Source organism: endosymbiont GvMRE of Glomus versiforme, from assembly GCF_003546845.1.
Window position 1 is genome coordinate 474,005 of record NZ_NWVA01000002.1, and the last position, 21,391, is coordinate 495,395.

Sequence of the window (21,391 nt, forward strand, 5' to 3'; positions counted from 1 at the left end):
ATGTTAGAATTAAATGTCAGTAATCTTTAATTTATTTTGGCATTAATATACCAAATAGCACCGTATATAATTATTTTACTCAAATTTTACATCCTTACACCGACTACATTTTCCTTTATTAAAGTAATGAACCTCACAAAGACTTATTTTTTGACTTATAGCCTCCTTTTTATGTCCACGAACTAAACAAAGAGTGCATCAACTTCTTTTCTTTTTCATATATTACTGTATTTTACAAATTTACAAATTGAGACTAAAAGATTTGAGAGAACAATTAAGAAGAGAGAGAAAGAATTAATTAGTGCTATTTGGTATATTAATGCCTTTATTTTTAGCATCTTTTCTATCAAAATAAGTAGCACAATGCCAGAAGTATTTAGAAAGGTCTTTTGTGTTTAACAATTCTACAACCTTTTCAATAGCACTTTTCATCTCTTCATAATTCCTAGGCTTTTGTTTTTCTGTCTGCTGTCTCAATAAGTTAAAGCATAATTCAGTAGCATTTAGCATAGGAGCATAAGCAGTTATAAATCTAACTTCAATATTTTTCTTTGCTATTTGTTCCTCCTCAACACTAGGTAACCCTGCCTCTTTTCTCTTGTTAGAGGTAATGTGTATTTTAGCATTGTCCATTAAGAGGATATTCTTTTTATTGCCAATTAGCTTTATCTCCTCCAAGAAATCATAAAAAACTTTTCAATTTACTTTATCCTCAACTAATTTTCAGTGAATAACACCATTTTTATCTAAACTACTAATGGCAAAAAGTAAAGTGTAATGTTTACCTTGACTACTGGGTTTTCTCGCCCTTGCTCTTGTCCCTTTCAAGGAATAGCCAAATCTAGGGTCTGAATTAGGGTAAAAAGAGCATTCGTCCAAGGCAATAAAAGGGTATTTTTCTAGCAGTGGTTTAATCTCTTCATTAAACTCTTTTGCTTTAACTTCGTTCAGTTGGTTATAGCGATAAGTTAACTTTTTCCTAGTTATTCCTAATCTTTTTAAAAGAACTGTGATGCTTGGTCTACTTATCTTAATGTTTAACTTTTGGCAAATATAGTCGGTTATTTCTTGTTGAGTTTTAGTGGTATTTTCCAAAGTGTAAGAACGAACTAAATTTATGACTTCTTCTGATATTTTAGGTTTAACTCCTCTTTTTTGCAAGGGTTCAATGCTAGGTTTCAATCACCGATAAACGGTTCGTTCGCTTTTGCCATAAACAAGTGCCATTTCTTTTCAGGCGAAGCCTCGGGTATGTAGTTCGTGGAGTTTTTGGGGTGATAAGTTGATTTGCCTTTTGGGATAATAACTGTTGGCAAAGTTTCTATAATTTCATTTAACTTTACCCTCTAATTTAGTTAATATCCCTAATCTTTTAAGCTGTTTATTGTCGTTAGCGATTTCTTGCTTGAATGACAGTAAAAAATTATCTTTGGTAAGTTCTAATTTGCCCACCAAATTAGGAATATATTTAACTGGTTTATGGTGGTAAAAATAATCTTTTTGATTGGTTTGAGTATCTAAAAAGGTATATTTTCAAAGCTGGCTATTTTCTGATTTTTGCTAGATACTCCATAAGACTATATAATTTATTTTATAAAATAAAATAAAAAGTTTACAAAGTCAAGTTGTTTTTTTCCTCTATCATTCTTTAAAATTTAAAATATAAGTCATTATGGTAGAAGTAGAAGCATTAATAAATTGTCCTAACTGTGGCAAAAGTTTCATGATTTTAAATAAAAAATACGAGCATTCAGTCTTTAAAAAAATGGAAGCAGTTTTAAAAAGTCGTAAAGATGCTTATGAGAAAAAAATTGCTTTATTTGATGTTGTAAAAAATATTAACATAGATGATTTGGAGCCATTAGAGAAAGAAAGGATTGATTATCTTTTAAAAGGTAGGCTTTACAATGAATTAGCCAAACAGAGCATGAAAGAGTATAAAAAGTTGACAATTAAAGATTTTAACCAAGCGAAATAATGAATGAAAGAACCCAGTTTATCGAAAGAGACACCGAAACTTTTATTGATAAAAAACTTAAAGAATTAGGTTGAATTGAAGATATTCACAGCGATAAAAGAAATGTTTATAAACAACAACCCGCCACCGAAGAACAAAAGAAAAAATTAAAGGGCAAACGGGCTGATTATATTCTTTATCAATCAGGAACTACCAATCCTTTAATTGTGATTGAAGCCAAAAGACCCAGCGAAGACATTTATCAGGCATTAGAGCAAGGAGTTAATTATGCTAAAAGTATTGAGGTTCCTTTGGTTATTGCCACTAATGGAGAGTTTACTAAGGCTTATCATATTAACTTCCAAAAAACTTTAACTCTTAATGGAGAAGAAGTAAAAGACTTTTTTTCTGAAAAAGAGGCTTTAAGATTTGTCGAACAACCGCACTTAATTACCCAAGAAAATAAAGTTGTTTTATCGCGAAGGGAGTTAATTAAAATCTTTGCAGATGCTAATGATTTATTAAGAAAAAGAGGGCTACAAGCGGGCGATGAACGCTTTTCTGAATTTGCCAATATTCTTTTTTTGAAAATAATTAGTGAAATTGAAGAAAGCAAGGAAAAGCCCACGGTGGAAAAAAGGCACCTATGAAATTCATGAGCCACTGAAAAAGGCGATAATCTAAAAAGTCGCATTGATAAAGCACTAGAACATTTTCAGAAAAAATACCAAGAAGGTGAGTTGTTTTCAATTAGCAAAGTTGAAGATGCTAAAACTCTTGAAGAAATAGTTTCTAAACTTAATCCTTTGTCTTTGGTGGAAACTGAAAGAGATGTGAAAGGAGAAGCCTTTGAATACTTTCTTCAAAGATATAACGCAGGGGAGAAAGATTTAGGGCAATATTTTACTCCTCGCCATGTAATTAGGCATTTAGTAAATATTTTACAACCTCGCTTTAAAGATAAAATTTATGACCCTTTTTGTGGCACGGGTGGAATGCTGATTGAATGTTTTAAATATGTTAGCGAAAGAATAAAACTTGACTTGGAAAATCTAAAAATACTTCGAAACAGTTTCTATGGCAACGAAATAACCAACGTGGCTCGCATTACCAAAATGAATATGATTTTGTTTGGAGACGGACACAATAATATTCAACGAAGAGACACCTTTCAATTTCCAGTTAACGAAGAATATGATTTGGTAATTACTAATATTCCTTTCGGATTTGATGATATTGACTATGGAAACTTATATCATATCAATTGTAAATATGGCGATTGTTTGGCTATTCAGCACTGTTTAAAAGCTTGTAAAGAAAATGGTCGAGTAGCTTTAATTATGCCTGAGGGATTTTTTACTCAAAAAATAAAAAAATACCAAGATACTAAAAAATGAATAATCGAAAATTTTTCTATTCAAGCCATTATTTCTTTACCCAAAGGAATATTTTTGCCTTACACAGGGAGTAAAAGTTCAGTTATTGTCATTGAAAAGAAAAAAAGAAACAGGGACTACTTTTACTATTACCAAATTAAAAATGATGGCTTTACTTTAAATAATCATCGAGACCGAATGGAAGGAATTAATGACTGAGATATTTTGGTTTCGGCTTGGAAAGAAGTAGTTATAGAGGAAAAAACAAATTCTCCTTTATTTACCAAGATTTATTATAAAAATATTGAGGAAAATGATTATAATTTACTAACTAAACCTTATAATTTTCCAATTCCTAAAAATTGAGAAAAAGAGTATTTGCCTTTATCAGAAATCGCTAATATTTCTCGTGGTTCTTCTCTTAAAAAAACTGATTTTGTTTCTAATAGTCCTTGAAAGTTTTGACAGCAAAAAAATGTCATAAATGAGGATTTTTCTTGAAGTAATAATTTTATTACTGATGCGAAATTTAAAACAATTAAAAACAAGTTAGAAATCGATGACATTCTCATAACATTGGATGGAACCGTGGGAGAGGCGGTTATTTGCTCAGAAATTGTAAAAAAAGGAATACCTTCTTCCCATCTAGCAATTATTAGGGTCAAACAAGAATATAAAACTACAAAAATACTACCAGGATTTTTATTAGCAATTTTTAAAACTCCCCAAATGAAAGAAAAATTAATGAGCCAATCTTCAGGGACTATATTTCCTGGTTTAAGTTTAGATAATTTAAAAAAAAATTTAATTCCAGTTCCCACTTTGGAAGAACAAACCAAAATTATCAGTGGATTAAATAAAATAAAACAAAGTATTCAAAACGCTCAGAAAATAATTGATAACCTTAAACTTCCTCTTTTTGTTTCTCTAATGAAACCAATTAAAACCCAAAAGTTAGGAGAAATTGCTAGTTTTGAATATGGTTATACTGCCAAAGCCAGTGATAAAGGGAAATATAGGTTTATTCAAACCGGAGATATTGACCAATATGGAAATATTTTAGACCAAGAAAAGAAGTATGTTGATTTGTTGGAAAATATCAGTGAGGATAAATGTTTGCTAAATAGAGATGATATTATTACTGCTAGACATGGAAATTGTGGGAGAACTGCCATTTTTCAAAGTAATGAAAAAACTATTTTCACTAACGACTTGATTAGAATTAAACTTAATAAAGAAAAAATATTACCAGAATACTACTGATGCTTCACCCAAACTCCTGAATATTGAAATCAAGTAAATAATTTAATCGGAGGAACTGCCCAACCTCAATTTAACGCCAATTCTTTAAAAGAAATTAGAGTGCCAATTCCTAGTTTGGAAAATCAGAAAAAAGCCGTGGAACAATTAACTAAAATCAAAGCCAATTATCAAAATATCGGTCAAACTGTTGATAATCTCAATTCTCTATACTCTCTCTCTCTCTCTCTCTCTGCTATGAGAATAAAAAGATTAGAGATATTTGCTTAATAAATCCTTCTAAATCAGAAATTAAAGATAAAAAGGATATTGAAGTCTCCTTTTTGCCAATGGAAGATTGTGAAGAGTATTCTTTGTATGTTGAGCCAAACAGAGCTAAAAAAATTGAAGAAGTTCGTCAAGGTTATACTGGTTTTGCTGAAAATGACCTACTAATTGCTAAGATTACTCCTTGCTTTGAAAATGGTAAAATGAGCATTGCGAAAAATTTAATGAATAGTATTGGATTTGGTTCCACCGAATTTATTGTTTTGCGAGCCAAGCCAGGAGTTTTAATTGAATGAGTTTATTATTGTTTACGAAATTCAAACTTTCTAGAAGATGGAAAGTCAGTTATGAAAGGAACCACTGGCAGGCAAAGGATTAGGCAAGAATTTGTCGAAAATTATTCAATTTCTTTACCACCTTTGGAAATTCAAAAGAAATCAGTTAAAGATTTAGAAGAGGAGCAGAAAATAATTAGCTTGCAAAAGAAAAGTATAGAATTATTGAAAGGAAAAGAACAGAAACTTTTAAATAACCTCTGGTAAACTATTAAAAAAATAACTTATATGACTAACGACATAGAAAAGAGCTTAATCATTAATTTTATCAATGGCGACAAAATAGGTAAATGTAGTGGTTGTATTGCTAGATTGGGTGCTAGTTGAACCGAAGCCGACCAAGTAATTTACATGCTTATTAGTTCTCGAATGGGTAAAGAAGTTAGAGAGAATTATTGCTATTATTGTTCTACGAAACTAATTGATAAAATAAAAGATATAGTTGAAAAAAACTACTTTGAGGATTTAAAGTCATGAAAGGGTCAACAATAAAAACTTAACATGATTAACAATATTAGAAAAGATTTAGCCATAGACCTTATAACTGATGGCAAAACGGGCAGATGTGATGGTTGTATTTCTAGGCATGGTATTACTATGGCAGATGCCAATCAAGCTTTATATTTAACTGCTTCTTGGCAAGAAAAAGATTTTACTCAAATCACCATTTATAAAAATGTTAAGGAGAATTATTATTATGGGTGTGTTATGAATTTATGCGACAGTTGGAGGTATATGATACGCGATGCTTACAATAAAAAGCATTTGGAGAAAACAAATAATTATGATTAAAAACTGACATTTAATTCTAACATTGTAATATATCAATACTATGAAAATTATTCTTTATTAATTAAGGATATTTGTTTGAAAAAATTATATAAAAACTAAACTAATTTATCCGTGAAGTTGTATTTATTTAATTCCTTAACTAATCAAAATGATTATTTGGTTCTTGAACCTCAGCAAACTGTTAGCATTTATTTATGTGGTCCGACAGTTTACGACCATATTCATATTGGCAATCTCCGACCAGTAATTGTTTTTGATATTTTACATCGTTTTTTGCTCCATTGTGGTTACAGAGTAAAGTATGTTCACAATTTAACAGACATTGATGATAAAATTATCCAAAAAGCTCAAAAGGAAAAAAAATCAGAATTAATAGTTACTCAGCATTATATTAAAACTTACTTTCAGAATCTTTATAATTACAACGTTCTTAAGCCTACTTTCACGCCAAAAGTGACTGATTATGTTCCCCAAATTCAGAAATTTATTGCTGATTTAATAAAAAAAAAGCATGCTTATCAGCAAGAAAGTAATATTTTATTTCGCACGAAAAATAATCCTGAATACGGTCAACTTTCCAAACAAAAAGCGGAAAAATTACAAAGCGGAGAAACCAGGCAAAATTCCCGAGAAATTACTAAAATTGATAAAGAAACTTTTCAAGATTTCGTTTTGTGAAAAAACACAAACCAAGGAGTTAATTGGTATTCACCATGAGGAAATGGTCGACCAGGTTGACATACTGAATGTGTAGTTTTTATTCAAGAATTATTGGGAAAAACTATTGATATCCACGGCGGAGGCAATGATTTACTTTTTCCTCACCACGAAAACGAAAGAATTCAATATTTAGCTCATAATAATAAAGAATTAAGTAAAGTTTGACTTCATATTGGACATTTGTATTGGAATCAAGAAAAAATGTCTAAATCTTTGAAAAATATAATTTTGGCAAAGCATTTTTACCAAAAATACGGTTCTAATGTGCTCCGTTACCTTTTTTTAAATAGTCATTACAACCAAGTAATTAATTTTAATGAAAAATTGCTCCAACAGGCTCAAGATTACACTCAAAAAATTAAAAATCTGTTGAAAAGACTGAAATTATATTTTTATTGGCAAAAAATAACTATTAATCAACAAAAAATTAATAAAAATAATCTGTTATATAAAGAAACTATCCAGGCTCTGGCTGATAATTTGAACACTATCAAAGCATTTTATTACCTGGATAAAATAATCTATCTTTTAAATAAAGAATTAGACGAGCAAAAAAAAGCAAATTTAATGCAAGAATTAAGCATCATTTATTACTTTATTTTAGACCTTTTAGGATTTAAATTTGAGTTGGTTAACTATGAATGACAAATCTGCTATTTACTTACTAAATGACAAAAACTTCGCCAAAATAAGCAATTTTTGGAAGCAGACCAAATAAGAAAGCAATTACAAGAAAAGGATATAATTTAAAAATAAAAAATTGGCAATTATTTTGGTTATTGGTAAGTAAATGGGTTAAAACTGACAACTACCTAGGTCAGTTAATAAAACAACTTTTTTGCTAAAATATTAAATATATAATGAGTAAATTGGGCGAGATAGCAGAAAAGTTAAAGAATTTTTTTATTAATTATTGGTGGGTAATTTTAATTGCTCTGGTTGCTCTTATTTTATTGATTGCTTTAATTAGTTGACTCAGCAAAGAAGCAGAAGTTCGAAAGAAAAGATTGCCTGATAATGTTCTTGTTTGTCCAATTCGGGGAAGGTTGAAAAGAGGAAAATATGCGGCCGATGGTCGATATAGTGAAGAATATTGAACAATTAAGTTAATAAAATGATTTTTAAGTAGAGGCTATGAGAAAGGACAAATTGGTCTTGAACATGTTATTCGCATTGGACGAGATGGCCATAATTCTTTACGCGTAGACTTGACCATAAAAAAAAATGACAAATTTTTTGCGGTAGTGGAAGTAAAAAATAATTCCCGAGAAATTGAATCAGCAATCAAGCACCAGTTAATTCCTGCAATGCGAATACTTAATGCCAAACACGGTATTTATTTTGATGGAACAAAAAAAAGCCGGGTGTATACCAGAAATGAAGATGGTTCGCTTTCTTGTAAACCATTTCCTTAATTTTTTGTTGAGTATTAACAGTCATTGCAATTAGCAAAAAACCCTCTTTTCTTTTTGCACCCCGCGTAATTAAATATAGTTAACATTTTTCTTGGAAACAAAAATTGGTGACCCATATGGGAATCGAACCCATGGCTTCTCCGTGAAAGGGAGATGTGTTACCACTACAACTCAATGGGCCAAATTAAATACTAATAAACTTCTTTAATTGTGACAAATCCATTCTTCCGATTTGCGGACCTTTAATTATTTTCCCTTGAAAGAAAAGAAAAGTGGTCGGAATGCTCATAATATTTAGTTTTTGTGCTAAAGAAGAATGCTTTTCAATATCAATTTCCAAAAATAATAAGTCCTTATTTTCTTTTAGCAACTTATTAATTTCTTCTTGTAGTTGGCGACAAGGCGCACACCACTTAGCAGAAAACTTTATTATTAATGGGTATTGATTGCTTTTTTTGAACAATTGCAAGTTGTCGTTTTTTAAAAATGAACTAATTGGGTCTGCTGAATCATCTAACATGTTTTTTAACTACTCTTTTGGTAAATAAAAGTTTGGAAGAAAAAAAAAGAATCCTCTAATTCCTCTTTCAAAATATTTTGATAACTGTTTATAATGCTTCCTCTTCTTTCTTGTTTTTCTTTTTGCGGAACATAACTAAGCCAATAATAATTACTAAAAGGGCAACGCCGCCGCCTACCAGGACCCAGATTCCCCCTGCTTGACTTGATTCATCTTTACCATTTACTTTAAATTCGTGCTTTAAAAATCCTCTTTTTACACCTTCAACAGTAATTTTAGGGCCTTCTTTATTATCTTTGCCTTTTTCCGACGAAATTTCTTTTTTTTCGCCTTCTTTCACTTCTATTTTGTATTTATTACCATCTTTATCTTTTCAATTTGTTTTGATTACTTTTTCTTTTTTATCCTTGTTATCGTTACTCATATATTTATATTTTTACACTATTTTTTTAAATTCAGTTTCTAACACTCAAATATTTTAAACTTGTTTGCCACAAAATTAAGATTCTGACTGATAAATTTGATTTTGAAGTTGATTTTTCTCTGTTTGACAGTTTTGGTGGGCTTAGAGTTGTTATTTTAGATTTTTATTTTCTTTTTGAGATTGTTGGCTTTTTCTAATTTGTTGTTTGTGTAAATAATATTCATTCCATGCCTACACTGTCGCGATATAGGTTATTAATTCCATTCTCAGAAAACCCCGAGATACTTTTAATCTATTTTTTAGCATTCTAAATGCTGAGGATAACGAGGAAAAGGAACTACATCACGAATGTTCTTTGTGTCGGTTAGAAACATTAATAATCTTTCTAGACCTAAACCAAAGCCGCCACTTGGAGCATAACCATATTTTCTTAAATCAAAGTACCAGGATAAATTATTAGTGTCTAGTTTTGTTTTTTGGGCTTTTTCTCGTAAAATATTGTAATTATCCTCCCGCATGCTACCACCAATTAATTCTCCCACTTCGGGGAATAATAAATCAAAACAATCAATAGTTTTTCCATCAAGGTTATTTTTCATGTAAAAGGCTTTTAAATCCATTGGGTAGTTAGTAATAAAAACGGGTTTATCAAAATGATTGCATAAATATTTTTCGTGTTCGGATTGTAAATCCATTCCTCATTTAATATCGTTGAAGACAAAGTTTTCTTGACTTACTTTTAATATTTCAATAGCCTGGGTGTAGTTAATTCTCTTAAAATAATTAGTAGCAATATTTTTCAATTTACTAATTATCTCTTTTTTGTTTTCCTTATCGTAGTTTTCTAAAAATTTTAATTCAGCATTATTATTATCAAGAACAAAATTTATTACATATTTTACCATCTTTTCTGCTAAATCAATTATTTCTACTAAATTAGTGAAAGCCATTTCTGGCTCAACCATTCAAAATTCGGCTAAATGGCGAGCAGTATGAGATTTTTCAGCCCGAAAACAAGGACTAAAAGTATAAACTTTACCTAATCCTTGGGCTAGGGCTTCGGCTTGTAACTGTCCGCTGACCGTTAATTTGGCCGGTTTTGAAAAAAAAGGTTCTTTTTGGTCTCCGGCAGTACTTTGTATTTCATTGGTAGTAACATTAAAAGTTTCTCCGGCTCCTTCGGTATCATTACTAGTAATAATGGGAGTAGAGATATAATAAAATCTTTCTTGGTGAAAAAAATCATGGATGGCTTTGCTAATACTATGACGGAGACGAAAAAGAACTAAAAAATAATTAGTTTTAGCCCTTAAATGAGGATAATTGCGAACTACGTCCAGCGGAATTTTGTTTTTTTGGAGAGGATAACCAGATGCAACCGGGCTCACAATAATTTCTTTGGCTTGTAATTCACAAATTTGGGCTCTTTCGCTCGTTAATTCCAGTTTCCCCTTTGCTGTTAGACAACTACCAAAATTAGCACTTTTTGCTTTTTCTAATAAGGATAAAGAGCAAACAATTTGTAAATTTTGTAAGCAAGAACCGTCATTTAAGGCAATAAAAATTTTGCTTTGAAAACGAACTGACTTTACCCAGCCCCGAACCTCTATTTCGGTTTCTGCTAACTCTTTTAGTGCTTGATTTTTTTTTTCTTCTAATTGGTTTAATTTTTGAATTAATTCCCGAGCTTTTTGGTAAACTTCAGCGATGGTTAAGTGAGACATTTATTTAAATTTTTGTGTTTTTCCTTAAAGAATAAAAGAAGCTTTTTTAGAAAATGGCAAAAAATATTAGTATGAAGTTTAGCAAAATATGCAAAAATAAACTATTTTATTTGATAAGTGGCGTTGTTCTTAATATTTTGCCTTGCATTTGTTGTTTTTTTTATTATCAAACAAAACTTTTTGCTTCTCCTTCTCAATTTATCTTTGAATTTTTTACTATTAACTGGTGTGTTTGAAATTCAATAATTACTGTTATTTATAACTTGAGGGAAATAAAAGCCATAAAATCCAATCAGCAAAAAGGACGAGGAAACTTTGACTTAGTGGTTCCGGCGAGCAATTTAGCCACTATTATTATCTTTACTACCAGTTTTTTAATTATGGGAAATTTGGAAACAAAATCAAGTCTTTTTTGGTGAACTTATATTCTGATTTGGCATTATTTTGCTCCAATAGTTGCTTTAATTTACTTTTTAAAATTTATAAAAACTAAAAGAATTGACTTTAATGATAATACTAAAAAGGTCTTTTCTCCGGCTTTTTTCATTATCACTTCTATTTTAGCAGTCTTTTTCTTGACGAACCTTTTGCGAAGATTTTCTATTAATCCAGTTTATTTTGAATCTCCTTATTATTTCAGAAAGTTTTTTGTTTGGTGGTTTGCTTATTTGGAAAAAGGAGAAATTATTCAATTACTGTTTTGAATTACGATTAGCCTCTTTATTTTTTGATTATCCCTTTATTTATTGCTGAGAGTTAAAAAAAGATACTTTCCAAAAACAATTTATTCAGTGAAAAAAAAGAAACTTTTCTCCTTGGTTAATGAAGAGATTAATTAAACAAAATAATCAATTTTTTTTGCCTACCAATCAAATGTTAAAGTTTGGAGCATAGATAAACCTACCAATACTGCTTAATCTTATTTAGCATTGACCACTTTATTCTTTTTTCTTTGTTTTAAAAAAAACAGAAAATAGCGAGATTGTTTAATTTATTAACAAAAAATTAACTTGTTAAAATCAATTGTTTAGTATGTTCAATTTCCTCAGAACTTTGAAACTCATTGAAAAGACAAAAAGTAAGGAAGTTGGCTTCTCTTTGGAGATACTGGTTATTTCCAGTCGGATTTAAGTGGCTAGGTAAAAAGTTAATAAACTCAATGATTTTTTTAATTTTATTACTAAATTCTCTTAAAATATCTTCGTGTTCCTGCTTTTTTAACTCTCTTTCTAAGTATTCTTTTTTAAGAAATCGTGGGGTAATTTGAAGAAACCCGTAATCCCCCAAAATAATCAATTTTTTGACTTGAGTAGGTATATCAGGCTTGCTGCTGGTTATACTTGCTTCACTCAGTAATTTTTGGTAATAGTAAAATTGCTTAAAATCAGTAGCTTGCTTAGTAATCTTGTCAACATCCTTTCAAAAATCGCTATACTCGCTAATTCTGTTAAGAATCACGGTGCGAATAAACCAAATTAAAACTATTCAGTGAATAAAACTACTTAGTTCGGTAAGAGAATCAAAAATCACTTTGACTAAAGGCACAGAGTTAACCAAATTTTTGATTAAATTTCCTATTTTAGAAAAGCTATCCTCACTGGCTTGTTCGCTGATTTGTTGGCGAGCAGTTTCAACTCGGTCATAGACGAAGGGCAGCAAGAGAATAACCACAGTAGAACAAATTACTATTTTGCGAACCAAAGGGTCTTGTCAAAGCAAAAAGTTCTCTGTTTGTGGCTTATTAAATGTTTTTGCTGAAAACCAAGTATAAAAAGAAATAAAAAGCAAAATTAAAATTAAAGTTTGGGCACTGATAAAACAAAGAGTAAGCACTACATAACTAGCAATTCGGGCTAAACTATTGAGAAAAAATATCCCCCCATTGTGAAGATAAAATTTGTTATTTTCAATATATTTGTCTCGTAATCTTAAACCCAAGTTAATTAAAAGAACAATTATATTTAGCAAAATGATTATTCAGATAAAAACCAAAGCATAAAGTAATAAATTTTGCCGGTCAGATAAATTTTCCCCTAAAAAAAATTTGTGTAAACTTTGACCTTGGCTTCTAGTTAAGGTTTGGTAAACTTTTCCAAAAATGTCTTGGGAAATAAACTCCTTATTGCCAAAAAAACCTCCACAAAGGGCCAAACCGACCCCTAAAATAGCCCAGCCCAAAACTTTCCAGGCTAGTTGAGAAAAAAAAGAATGAATAATTATTTTGTTGCGTAAGCGAGTTTTTTTTTTTAGCCAAAGCATATTACTAATTTTTTGTTATACACTAAAAAGTCATTATTAAAAATAATTTAATTGTGCTAAAGCGACAAATAAATGTTCAATGAAAAAATTCTCAATAAAAAACTCACTTACATTTTAGGAATTTCAGGAGGACCAGATAGTATGTTTTTACTAGATAAAATGTACCTTTTAGGATTTAATTTTGTTGTTGCTCATGTTAATTATCACAAAAGGGCAGAAAGCAACCAAGATGAGGAATTAGTAAAAAAATATTGCCAAAAATGAAATTTGCCTTTTTTTGCTTACCAAGTTCAGCCCCAAGAATATTCCCAAGTAAAAAACTTTCAAGCTTGGGCCCGAAAAAAACGCTATGACTTTTTTCAGCAATTAGCACAACAAAAACAAACTAAATACATTATTGTTGCTCATCACCTTGACGACCATTTAGAAACTTATTTACTCCAAAAAGAAAAAAAAACTTTGGTCGAAAATTGGGGATTAGCACCAAAAATCCCTTGACAGAATAAAAAAAAAAGTATTTACATTTTGCGTCCACTACTTAGTCTCAGCAAAGAACAAATTTGCCAGTATTTACACCAAAATAACATTCCTTATATTATTGATAAAACTAACTACTTGCCAATTTATCAACGCAATATTACCCGCCAAAAGTTAATTGATTTTCCCCTAAAAAAAAAAGAATTATTAAAAGAAATTCAACTAAAAAACCAAGAATTACAAAAAACTAAACTACTTTTGAAAAAGCAAATTAAGGAAGTTATTTTTAATTCATCTTTAAACTTGGAAATTTGACAAACTAATTCTCCTGAACTGAAACTGAGATTGCTTTACTACTGGGTAAATAAAAATACAAATAATGCTTTTGTCAGTCGAAAAAAGCCGATTTGACCTGAAATTAACAAGCAATTAATCAGCAAAAAAAGAAAAATCAACATTATTCTCAGTAAAGATTACCAAATCAGCAAAAATTTTCCTTGGGCGGTCTTAAAAAAAGAGTTAAGTTTCAGCAAGTAATAGTTTAAAATTTATTATAGCAATCCGACTTTTTAAAAATGAACCAAGAAGAATCCCTAGAAATCAAAAAAAAACAGAAATTTTCCCTTTGAGCCTGATTTAAAAATAATCCTTTTTACCTCACGGTCATTTTCTTTATTTTACTCTTTTTTTTATTGAGTTGATTATGACAAGACAAGCGAAAATTTTTCCGTTTGGTGAAAAAAGAGGACAAAATACTAATCACCGGCTTAGAAAAAAAAGATTATGAAAACCTTGACCTTGACCAACCAATTATATATACTCATAAAAATCTGGGCGGCTATGAATATTCTTTAAAAGCCAAAAATACCAACTTGTGAGACAAAATTCGGGGAACTAGTTATTATGCTTTGAGTGAAATCAAACCCGAAGAAATTGACCAAGCTTGGGAAGCAGACCCAAAAAAAATTGCAATTGACTGAGAAGGAAAAGTATTGTCAACTAGATTAGTTATTCCCGAGAATAACAATTGACTCCATCCGGATAAAAAATTTCTCCCTGACCTGCTGGGTAAAGTAGCAATGACTCTTTTAGTTATTTTAATTGTTGACTTTATTTTAGGCGGACAATTAATCAGTAAATTTGCTTCTTTCTCGGGTTCTCGCCGTCGAAGAACGGACGTAACTGACGATTCAGGAGTTAGATTTAAGGACATTGGCGGTTTGGACGAAGCCAAAGAAGAATTACAAGAAATTATTACTTATTTTCGTAATCCTCAGGTTTTTTGAAAACGAGGAGCCCAAGTCCCTAAGGGTGTCCTTTTAGTGGGACCACCAGGAAACGGAAAGACGCTTTTAGCCAAAGCTTTAGCAGGAGAGTGTAAATTACCTTTTATTTATCGTTCCGCTCCGGAGTTCGAAAAAGGAATCATCGGTTGGGGAGCAGCTGATGTTCGCAATACCTTTGCTTTAGCCCGAAAATACGCCCAAGAAAGAGGTGGTTGCTTTATCTTTGTAGACGAAATTGACGCCATTGCTGGTAAACGCCACCAATCAGTTCACTCTCATCACGAAACCTTGAACCAATTGCTTAATGAATTAGACGGTTTTTCTCCACGGGAAAATGTAATTTTTTTGGCGGCCACTAACTCTTTAAATGTTCTTGACCCAGCCCTTTTACGACCTGGTCGCCTTGATCGGCACATTTATATTCCTTTTCCTAACTTTAAAGCTCGTCAAGAAATTATTAGTTTATACGCCAGAAAAAAACAATTTACTGCTGATGTGGATTGAAAAGAAATAACTTCGATGACCAAGGGTATGAGCAGCGCCCAAATTATGAATATGTTTAATGAAGCCACGATTTTAACGGTTCGTTATCACCAAAAAGCCATTAGTCAGGTCATTCTTTTAGAAGCTTTTGACCGCGTTTTAATGGGACCAGCCTTAAAAAGTCAAGTTCTGACCCCCGAAACCAAAAAATTAGTCGCTTATCATGAAGCCGGGCACGCAGTGGTGGGTCTAACTCTTCCCGAGTTGGTTGTTCGCAAAATTACTATTATTCCTCGCTGAACCGCTGGCGGTTATACTTGGATTGATTTACGAAATAAAGAAGATGACACTTTAGTCAACAAACAGGAAATTTTAGCTCAGATTATGTCCCTTTTAGGTGGTCGAATTAGTGAAGAATTAGTTTTCGGCACTAGTTATGTTACTACCGGAAATTATTCTGATTATAAAAGAGTTTCCGAGTTGACCCGGGACTTGATTTTGCGTTATAGCATGTCTGATTTAGGAATAATTGCTACCCAAGATTCTCCTCTTTTTGGGGAGGAAAGTTTAAACGAATTGTCGGAAGCGGCAAGGCAAAAATTTGAAAATGAACGGTGAAAAATTCTGAGTGAGTGTCAGCAAAAAGTTCGCCAGATTTTACAAGAAAAAAGAAAGTCCCTTGATTTACTAGCTCAAGCCTTAATTACTAAAAATACTCTTCATCGGGAAGAAATTTATTATATTTTCATTAATGAAAGATTGCCCGAACAAGTATTGCTAGAATAAATTAAACAAATTGGAGAAAAATGAAAAAAAAGAAAAAAATAGAAGTTCCCGCTGAAGATTTACCCAGAAAAGATTACCAAGTTTGAAAAAGATACGGAGACATTATTCGTTCTTTACACCGTGACAGCAAAAGAAAAAAAGTTAGGCAACGAGAAAAAACTCTTAGTTTTTTGGTGAAACTGGGAATAGTTTTTTTTGCCGCATTTTTCACTACCTTGGCTTTTACCCTCTTATTAAGCCCAAATGGTATTTATAATAGTGGTTTGAATGGTCTTTTGCAAGCAATTTTTAATCTTTTGTCAGGATATAACGAAGGAGTTCGTGCCAATAACACTCTTTTTCTTTTTGGTACCGCTTTTTTAATTAATTTATTGATTATCGTTATTTTACGACGTTTCTTTCAGGGAAAATTAGAAATGTTATCCACGGCTCTTGTTTATTCTTTGGCCCAATTAATTTGGAGCAAAGTATTTGACAAACTTAATTTAAGCACTTTTATGTTCAACAATTTTTCACCCGAAAGTTGAGGCTTTGGTCGAGAACAATTAGGGTTTACCTTGCCTTTTTATGTTACTATTGCTCTTTTAGCTTCTTTAATTCATACCTATGGTTATAGTTTAATCTTTAAGGCTCGGGCCACTCCTGGTGGTCTAGAAATTATTACTGCTCACCTTTCCAGTAAAAAAAAAGCCAAAGTTTCGCTCGGTGTTCTTTTTAAATTCTTTGGTTTTTTGGTTGTCTTTTTGATTACCGTCATTAGTTTTCTTGGCATAGATGATAATCCAAAAGTCAAAAAAGCTGAATTAAAAACTTATCTTTGAGGAAAAAACAACGCCTCTGAGAAAGAATTTCTTAATGCGGAAGAAGATTTAGACCAGGTTCTCAAAAAATGAAAAAAAAAATACCAAATTAAGAATGATTTAGAGAAAGAAAACTCTGAACTAGAAAAGGAAATTAACCAAGAAAAAGACCCTGAAATCAAACAAAAAAATGAAAAAAAAATTCACCAAAACCAACAAAAAATTCTCGCTCTCCAAAAAGAAAATGCTCCGCTTACGACCTACTTAAAACTCAAAATAGGAAGCGAATATATAGAAGACTATCCCGAGGAAGAAGTTAAAATGCACCTAATGAACAGAGAGGAACTAAGAAATGCCCTAAAAAAAGAAATTGCCAAAAGGGAAAAAGAAACATCCTCACCAGAAAATAAAAAAACAAGAAAGTACTTAATCTATCTCAAAAAACGTCAAGAGAAAAACGAAAAAGAAATTTATGAGAAAACTCCAACAGGCTACTTTAAGGGATATGTAAAATACGTGACCAATAATGAAAAACTTTGAGCTACGTTGGTTTACATTTTTCTCTCAGCCTTTTTGATTAGCCAAATGTTTCCCAAAGATATTAAGGTGATTTTAAATGTGCAAACTAATTCTCGAGACAAATTAGACAAAATCCTCGCTTTATTAAAAGAATTCAAACCAGTTTATTATGTTAGTCACCTTTACGAACAAAAAACGAGTGAAGAAAAAATTGTTTACATCGTTAGTTGTTCTTTGACTAAATGAGGATATTATTTGCTCCAACAAGATTTACAAGACCTTAAAGTAATCTTTTTCATTAGTGAAATTAACTAAAAACCAAGTATGGAAAAAAAAGATTGAGAAAATTTTAAACCTCTTTTTCAGCAAGCTTTTACTCACAGTTCTTTTGTTAACGAAAACAAAGAAAAAAAAATCTCTGATTATGAAACTTTGGAATTTCTAGGAGATAGCATTTTAGGTATGTATGTTTGCCTTTATATTTACCAAAATTATCCTCATTATTCCGAAGGAGAAATGAGCAAATTGAAACAGTTTATGGTTCAAGAAAGCACACTAGCTCAGTTAAGCGAGGGAATTGGTTTGGGCAAATATCTTAAACTAGGAAAGGGAACTAAACAAAATAGTAGTATCTTAGCAGATGTATTTGAGTCTTTTATCGCAGCACTTTACTTGGAAAAAGGAGCCAAAACTGTTGAATTATTTTTAACTTCAACTCTTTTCACTTGAATTAAAGGTAAAGAAGACCAAGTATGAGACTATAAAACCCAATTGCAAGAAATTTGCCAAGCCAAAAAAGACCATTTAGAATATACAGTAGTTAAATGAAGGGACAAAAAAGAAAATCTATTTACTGTGGAAGCACGTTTAGGAAAACTTTGTGTTCAAGGAAAAGGAAAAAGCATAAAAGATGCTGAACAGGAAGCCGCCCGCTGTGCTTTAGAAAAAATAGAAAAAAAAGATTCATAATTAACAAAGAACTGTTTGTAGAAAACTCGAATTCTCTTCAATCCTTACTAATTTTTTCTCTTTCGTTTTCTATTGTTAATTTTTACTTTCTTGTTTTTTTTCACTTTTATCATTTTTTTGTTCTTCGGTGTTTTCTTCATCCCTTTCAGGCTCATATTCAGAACAGGATATTAACAATCATCAAACTCTGCTTGATAACTTTGAGTAATCTTCTATCAAACTGATATCTAAAATAAACTTTCGTAAGTTTTCAAGATATTTAATTGATTGGCAAATTTTATTTGTGATTTTAAATCTTTTTCGTTTACCATCACCTTTCAACTTTTTTTTTATTTATTAACAATTACTCTTCCTAACTAATTTACATCTATGCTCAGTTTTACGATAATTACCACCAACTAGTTTCTCAATATTAAGTAAAATAAATAAATAGATTCATTAATGAGTAAATTACCAACCAAATATCATTTTAATTTCACAGAAAAAGCAGAAAATTATAGTTATTGAAAAGAAATAACTGCTAAAAACAACAATTTCTCTGCTTCGCTTTTAATGCCTCCACCAAACATTACTGGTAATTTACATTTAGGCCATTGTTTAGACTTAATTCCCCAAGATTTTTTAGTGCGTTATTTTTACTTAAAAGGCCAACCAATTTATTGAATTTCTGGCATAGACCATGCCGGAATTGCTACTCAAAAAAAAATTGAATCTTTAAACATTTCTAACCTTCAAACTATCGAACAAAAAAAAAATTATACTTTAAATACTTGGTATCCTCAAACTAAAAAAGTCTTTTTTCAACAGTGAGAGAAACTAGGATTATTCGTTAATTATGAAAATACTAAATTTACTTTGGATTCAAATATTCAAGAGCAAGTAAAACAAGCTTTTATTCAATTATACAATGATGATTTAATTTATCGTGACAAGAAACTAGTTAATTGAGACCCCCAATTAAAAAGTGTTATTTCGGATATTGAAGTAGAACACAAACCTAGTGAAAGCAAGTTGTATTATTTAAAATATACTCTGCTAAATAGCAATGATAATCCGCAGACAAAACAAGAAAAAAATACTAATCATGAATTCGTTTTTGTTCGAACAATTATCCAAAACAAAGAAGGAAAAATATTGCTAGTAAAAGACAAAAAGTGAGGCTGAACTGCCCCTGGCGGTAAAGTAGAAAAAGGCGAAAGTTTGGAAGAAGCCGCTAAAAGAGAAGTGTTCGAAGAAACTAATTTAGTAGTTGAAAAACTAAAAAAAGTTAAAGAACGAATTTTTCTTTTTAATAATAAATGAATAAAAAATCAACAGTGAAAAGGCTATTTTTATTGAACTAATGAATATTCTAGCGAAATACAAAATAAAGAATCAGGAAAAATACTGGATATTAAGTTTATAGACAAAACTTCCAAAGAAGCACATGAATACGCACAGTATTTTTCTTATTCTACTTCTTCTCATAAATCAGATTACTTGAAAATGTTAGATGGTGAAGTAGAAAAGCAATCATCAAATAGTTATTTGTTGGTTGCTACTAGCCGTCCGGAAACTATTTTTGCCGACGTTGCTTTATTTGTTAATCCCCAAGACCAAAGATATCAAAAATATATTGGTCAGGAAGTTCAGCACCCAGTAACGAAAAAAATTATTCCTATTTTGGCCGATGAAAAAATAATTATTGACTTTGGCACTGGTGTTTTAAAATGCACCCCGGGTCATGATTTTTTTGATTATGAATTAGGCAAAAAATATAATTTACCTCTAATTAATTGTTATGATAAGAACGGAAATTTAAATGACTTAGCGGGAAAATGACAAGGACAAGAACCTCAATCAATTCGCCAAGAATTAGTAAAAGAACTACAAGAAAAGAACATTTGCTCAAAAATTGAAACTTATCAAACTAATTTAGCAGTTTCTCAAAGAACCGGTGTTTCCGTTGAACCTTTACTTTCTACGCAATGGTTTTGTGATTTACCACAATTAATTAAAAGGATAGAAACTAAAAATCCTGATTTTTTAAGTAAAATTAATTTTTACCCTTCTCGTTTTCAACAAATTATTAAAGAGTGAAAAGAAAAAACTCATGAATGATGTATTTCTCGCCAGTTATGATGAGGACACCAAATTCCGGCTTGATATCACAAGAAAACCGGTGAAATTTATGTTGGCAAAAACTCGCCGTTACCCATTGAGGAATGAGAACCCGAAAAAGATGTCTTAGATACTTGATTTTCCAGCGGTTTATGACCGATAACTACTATTAACCAGGGACAAAAGTTTCCCCAACCAAATCCACAACATTTTCCTATTACTCATTTAATTACTGGTTATGATATTTTATTTTTTTGAGTATTAAAAATGATACTTTTAAGTTACTATTTCACTAATCAGCCAAGTTTTCAAAATATTTATCTCCATGGTCTAATTCGCGATAGTCAAGGACGTAAAATGTCAAAATCTTTGGGTAATGGCGTTGAGCCCGAAGAAATTATTGAAAAATATGGTGCTGATAGTTTGCGTTTATTTCTTTTAGAAAATAATATTCTTGGCTCTGACTTAATTTTTGAAGAAAGCAAAATTAAAGGTGCTTATAATTTCATTCAAAAACTTTGAAGCATTGGTAATTTTCTACTTTTGAAATTAGAGGAAAAAGAATTAAAAAAAATTGAAATCATGGAATTAGAAACTGAACTAAACAAGGAAAATAATAAAGAATTAAAAATAATTAACACTTGAATTTTAACTGAATTAGAAAAATTAAAAAAAGATTGCTTTAAACATAGTGAAAAATTAGAAACCAGCCTTTTAGCCAAAAAACTAATTGATTTTACTTGACAAAAATTAAGTAATGATTATTTAGAATTAATAAAAATAACTGCTTGGAGTCCAGCAACAAAAAAAACTTTACTTTATGTTTATCAACAAATATTAGCATACTTTTATCCTTTTATTCCTTTTGTTACCGAATATCTTTATCAAAGAGTTAGCAGGCAAAAGTTATTAGTTTAAGTTT

At 30.7% G+C, this 21,391-nt stretch carries 19 protein-coding genes and 1 tRNA gene; 13 read left to right on the forward strand and 7 right to left on the reverse strand.

Features of this window, described 5'->3' with window-relative positions:
* Positions 1 to 294: 294 nt before the first annotated feature.
* Positions 295 to 1,452, reverse strand: coding sequence for an IS630 family transposase (locus GvMRE_RS06080; RefSeq protein WP_245939634.1), 1,158 nt, complete (start codon positions 1,450 to 1,452; stop codon positions 295 to 297).
* A 220-nt stretch (positions 1,453 to 1,672) separates the two neighbouring features.
* Between GvMRE_RS06080 and GvMRE_RS06085 the strand changes: the two genes are divergently transcribed.
* From GvMRE_RS06085 to GvMRE_RS06115, 7 genes are all read left to right on the forward strand, one after another.
* The gene (locus GvMRE_RS06085) at positions 1,673 to 1,978 is read left to right on the forward strand and encodes a hypothetical protein (protein WP_147410352.1); all 306 of its coding nucleotides are present in this window, start codon (positions 1,673 to 1,675) and stop codon (positions 1,976 to 1,978) included.
* A complete protein-coding gene (locus GvMRE_RS06090; protein ID WP_147410353.1) occupies positions 1,978 to 4,863 on the forward strand; it encodes an N-6 DNA methylase in 2,886 nt (961 codons plus the stop codon). The genes GvMRE_RS06085 and GvMRE_RS06090 overlap by 1 nt, the downstream gene beginning before the upstream one ends.
* A gap of 20 nt (positions 4,864 to 4,883) precedes the next feature.
* On the forward strand, positions 4,884 to 5,402 hold the full coding sequence (locus GvMRE_RS06095; protein ID WP_245939635.1) for a restriction endonuclease subunit S: 519 nt from the start codon (positions 4,884 to 4,886) through the stop codon (positions 5,400 to 5,402).
* A 21-nt stretch (positions 5,403 to 5,423) separates the two neighbouring features.
* Positions 5,424 to 5,687, forward strand: a complete 264-nt coding sequence (locus tag GvMRE_RS06100) for a hypothetical protein (RefSeq protein WP_147410355.1) — start codon at positions 5,424 to 5,426, stop codon at positions 5,685 to 5,687.
* Positions 5,688 to 5,696: 9 nt separating this feature from the next.
* Positions 5,697 to 5,987: a hypothetical protein gene (locus tag GvMRE_RS06105; RefSeq protein ID WP_147410356.1), complete on the forward strand. Its 291-nt coding sequence runs from the start codon at positions 5,697 to 5,699 to the stop codon at positions 5,985 to 5,987.
* 111 nt (positions 5,988 to 6,098) lie between these two features.
* Positions 6,099 to 7,457 carry a cysteine--tRNA ligase gene (cysS, locus tag GvMRE_RS06110; RefSeq protein ID WP_147410357.1) on the forward strand — a complete coding sequence of 453 codons (1,359 nt, stop codon included), beginning with the start codon at positions 6,099 to 6,101 and terminating at the stop codon, positions 7,455 to 7,457.
* A 110-nt stretch (positions 7,458 to 7,567) separates the two neighbouring features.
* Positions 7,568 to 8,122, forward strand: a complete 555-nt coding sequence (locus tag GvMRE_RS06115) for a type I restriction enzyme HsdR N-terminal domain-containing protein (protein ID WP_147410358.1) — start codon at positions 7,568 to 7,570, stop codon at positions 8,120 to 8,122.
* Positions 8,123 to 8,227: 105 nt separating this feature from the next.
* Here GvMRE_RS06115 and GvMRE_RS06120 read toward each other — a convergent pair.
* From GvMRE_RS06120 to asnS, 4 genes are all read right to left on the reverse strand, one after another.
* Positions 8,228 to 8,303 (reverse strand) — tRNA-Glu (locus GvMRE_RS06120).
* 3 nt (positions 8,304 to 8,306) lie between these two features.
* Positions 8,307 to 8,642 carry a thioredoxin family protein gene (locus tag GvMRE_RS06125; protein ID WP_147410359.1) on the reverse strand — a complete coding sequence of 112 codons (336 nt, stop codon included), beginning with the start codon at positions 8,640 to 8,642 and terminating at the stop codon, positions 8,307 to 8,309.
* Between the two features lie 88 nt (positions 8,643 to 8,730).
* Positions 8,731 to 9,066: a hypothetical protein gene (locus GvMRE_RS06130; protein WP_147410360.1), complete on the reverse strand. Its 336-nt coding sequence runs from the start codon at positions 9,064 to 9,066 to the stop codon at positions 8,731 to 8,733.
* A gap of 299 nt (positions 9,067 to 9,365) precedes the next feature.
* On the reverse strand, positions 9,366 to 10,790 hold the full coding sequence (asnS, locus tag GvMRE_RS06135) for an asparagine--tRNA ligase (RefSeq protein WP_147410361.1): 1,425 nt from the start codon (positions 10,788 to 10,790) through the stop codon (positions 9,366 to 9,368).
* 71 nt (positions 10,791 to 10,861) lie between these two features.
* Between asnS and GvMRE_RS06140 the strand changes: the two genes are divergently transcribed.
* Entirely contained in the window at positions 10,862 to 11,629 is a 768-nt protein-coding gene (locus tag GvMRE_RS06140; protein WP_147410362.1) for a hypothetical protein, read from the forward strand.
* A gap of 166 nt (positions 11,630 to 11,795) precedes the next feature.
* On the opposite strand, the gene GvMRE_RS06145 is transcribed toward GvMRE_RS06140, so the two are convergent.
* Positions 11,796 to 13,049 carry a hypothetical protein gene (locus GvMRE_RS06145; RefSeq protein WP_147410363.1) on the reverse strand — a complete coding sequence of 418 codons (1,254 nt, stop codon included), beginning with the start codon at positions 13,047 to 13,049 and terminating at the stop codon, positions 11,796 to 11,798.
* A 72-nt stretch (positions 13,050 to 13,121) separates the two neighbouring features.
* Between GvMRE_RS06145 and tilS the strand changes: the two genes are divergently transcribed.
* The 4 genes from tilS to rnc are packed head-to-tail and all read left to right on the forward strand — an operon-like array spanning position 13,122 to position 18,369.
* Positions 13,122 to 14,063 (forward strand): tRNA lysidine(34) synthetase TilS, encoded by a 942-nt coding sequence (gene tilS / locus GvMRE_RS06150; protein ID WP_147410364.1) that lies wholly within the window; start codon positions 13,122 to 13,124, stop codon positions 14,061 to 14,063.
* A 38-nt stretch (positions 14,064 to 14,101) separates the two neighbouring features.
* Entirely contained in the window at positions 14,102 to 16,081 is a 1,980-nt protein-coding gene (locus GvMRE_RS06155) for an AAA family ATPase (protein ID WP_147410365.1), read from the forward strand.
* Positions 16,082 to 16,101: 20 nt separating this feature from the next.
* On the forward strand, positions 16,102 to 17,715 hold the full coding sequence (locus GvMRE_RS06160; protein WP_147410366.1) for a YitT family protein: 1,614 nt from the start codon (positions 16,102 to 16,104) through the stop codon (positions 17,713 to 17,715).
* 9 nt (positions 17,716 to 17,724) lie between these two features.
* A complete protein-coding gene (gene rnc / locus GvMRE_RS06165) occupies positions 17,725 to 18,369 on the forward strand; it encodes a ribonuclease III (RefSeq protein WP_147410367.1) in 645 nt (214 codons plus the stop codon).
* A gap of 75 nt (positions 18,370 to 18,444) precedes the next feature.
* Here rnc and GvMRE_RS13600 read toward each other — a convergent pair whose 3' ends face one another.
* Positions 18,445 to 18,690 (reverse strand): hypothetical protein, encoded by a 246-nt coding sequence (locus tag GvMRE_RS13600; RefSeq protein WP_172575290.1) that lies wholly within the window; start codon positions 18,688 to 18,690, stop codon positions 18,445 to 18,447.
* Between the two features lie 120 nt (positions 18,691 to 18,810).
* Here GvMRE_RS13600 and GvMRE_RS14350 point away from each other — a divergent pair, with 120 nt between their 5' ends.
* Positions 18,811 to 21,387, forward strand: a complete 2,577-nt coding sequence (locus GvMRE_RS14350) for a class I tRNA ligase family protein (RefSeq protein WP_147410368.1) — start codon at positions 18,811 to 18,813, stop codon at positions 21,385 to 21,387.
* Positions 21,388 to 21,391 lie beyond the last annotated feature (4 nt).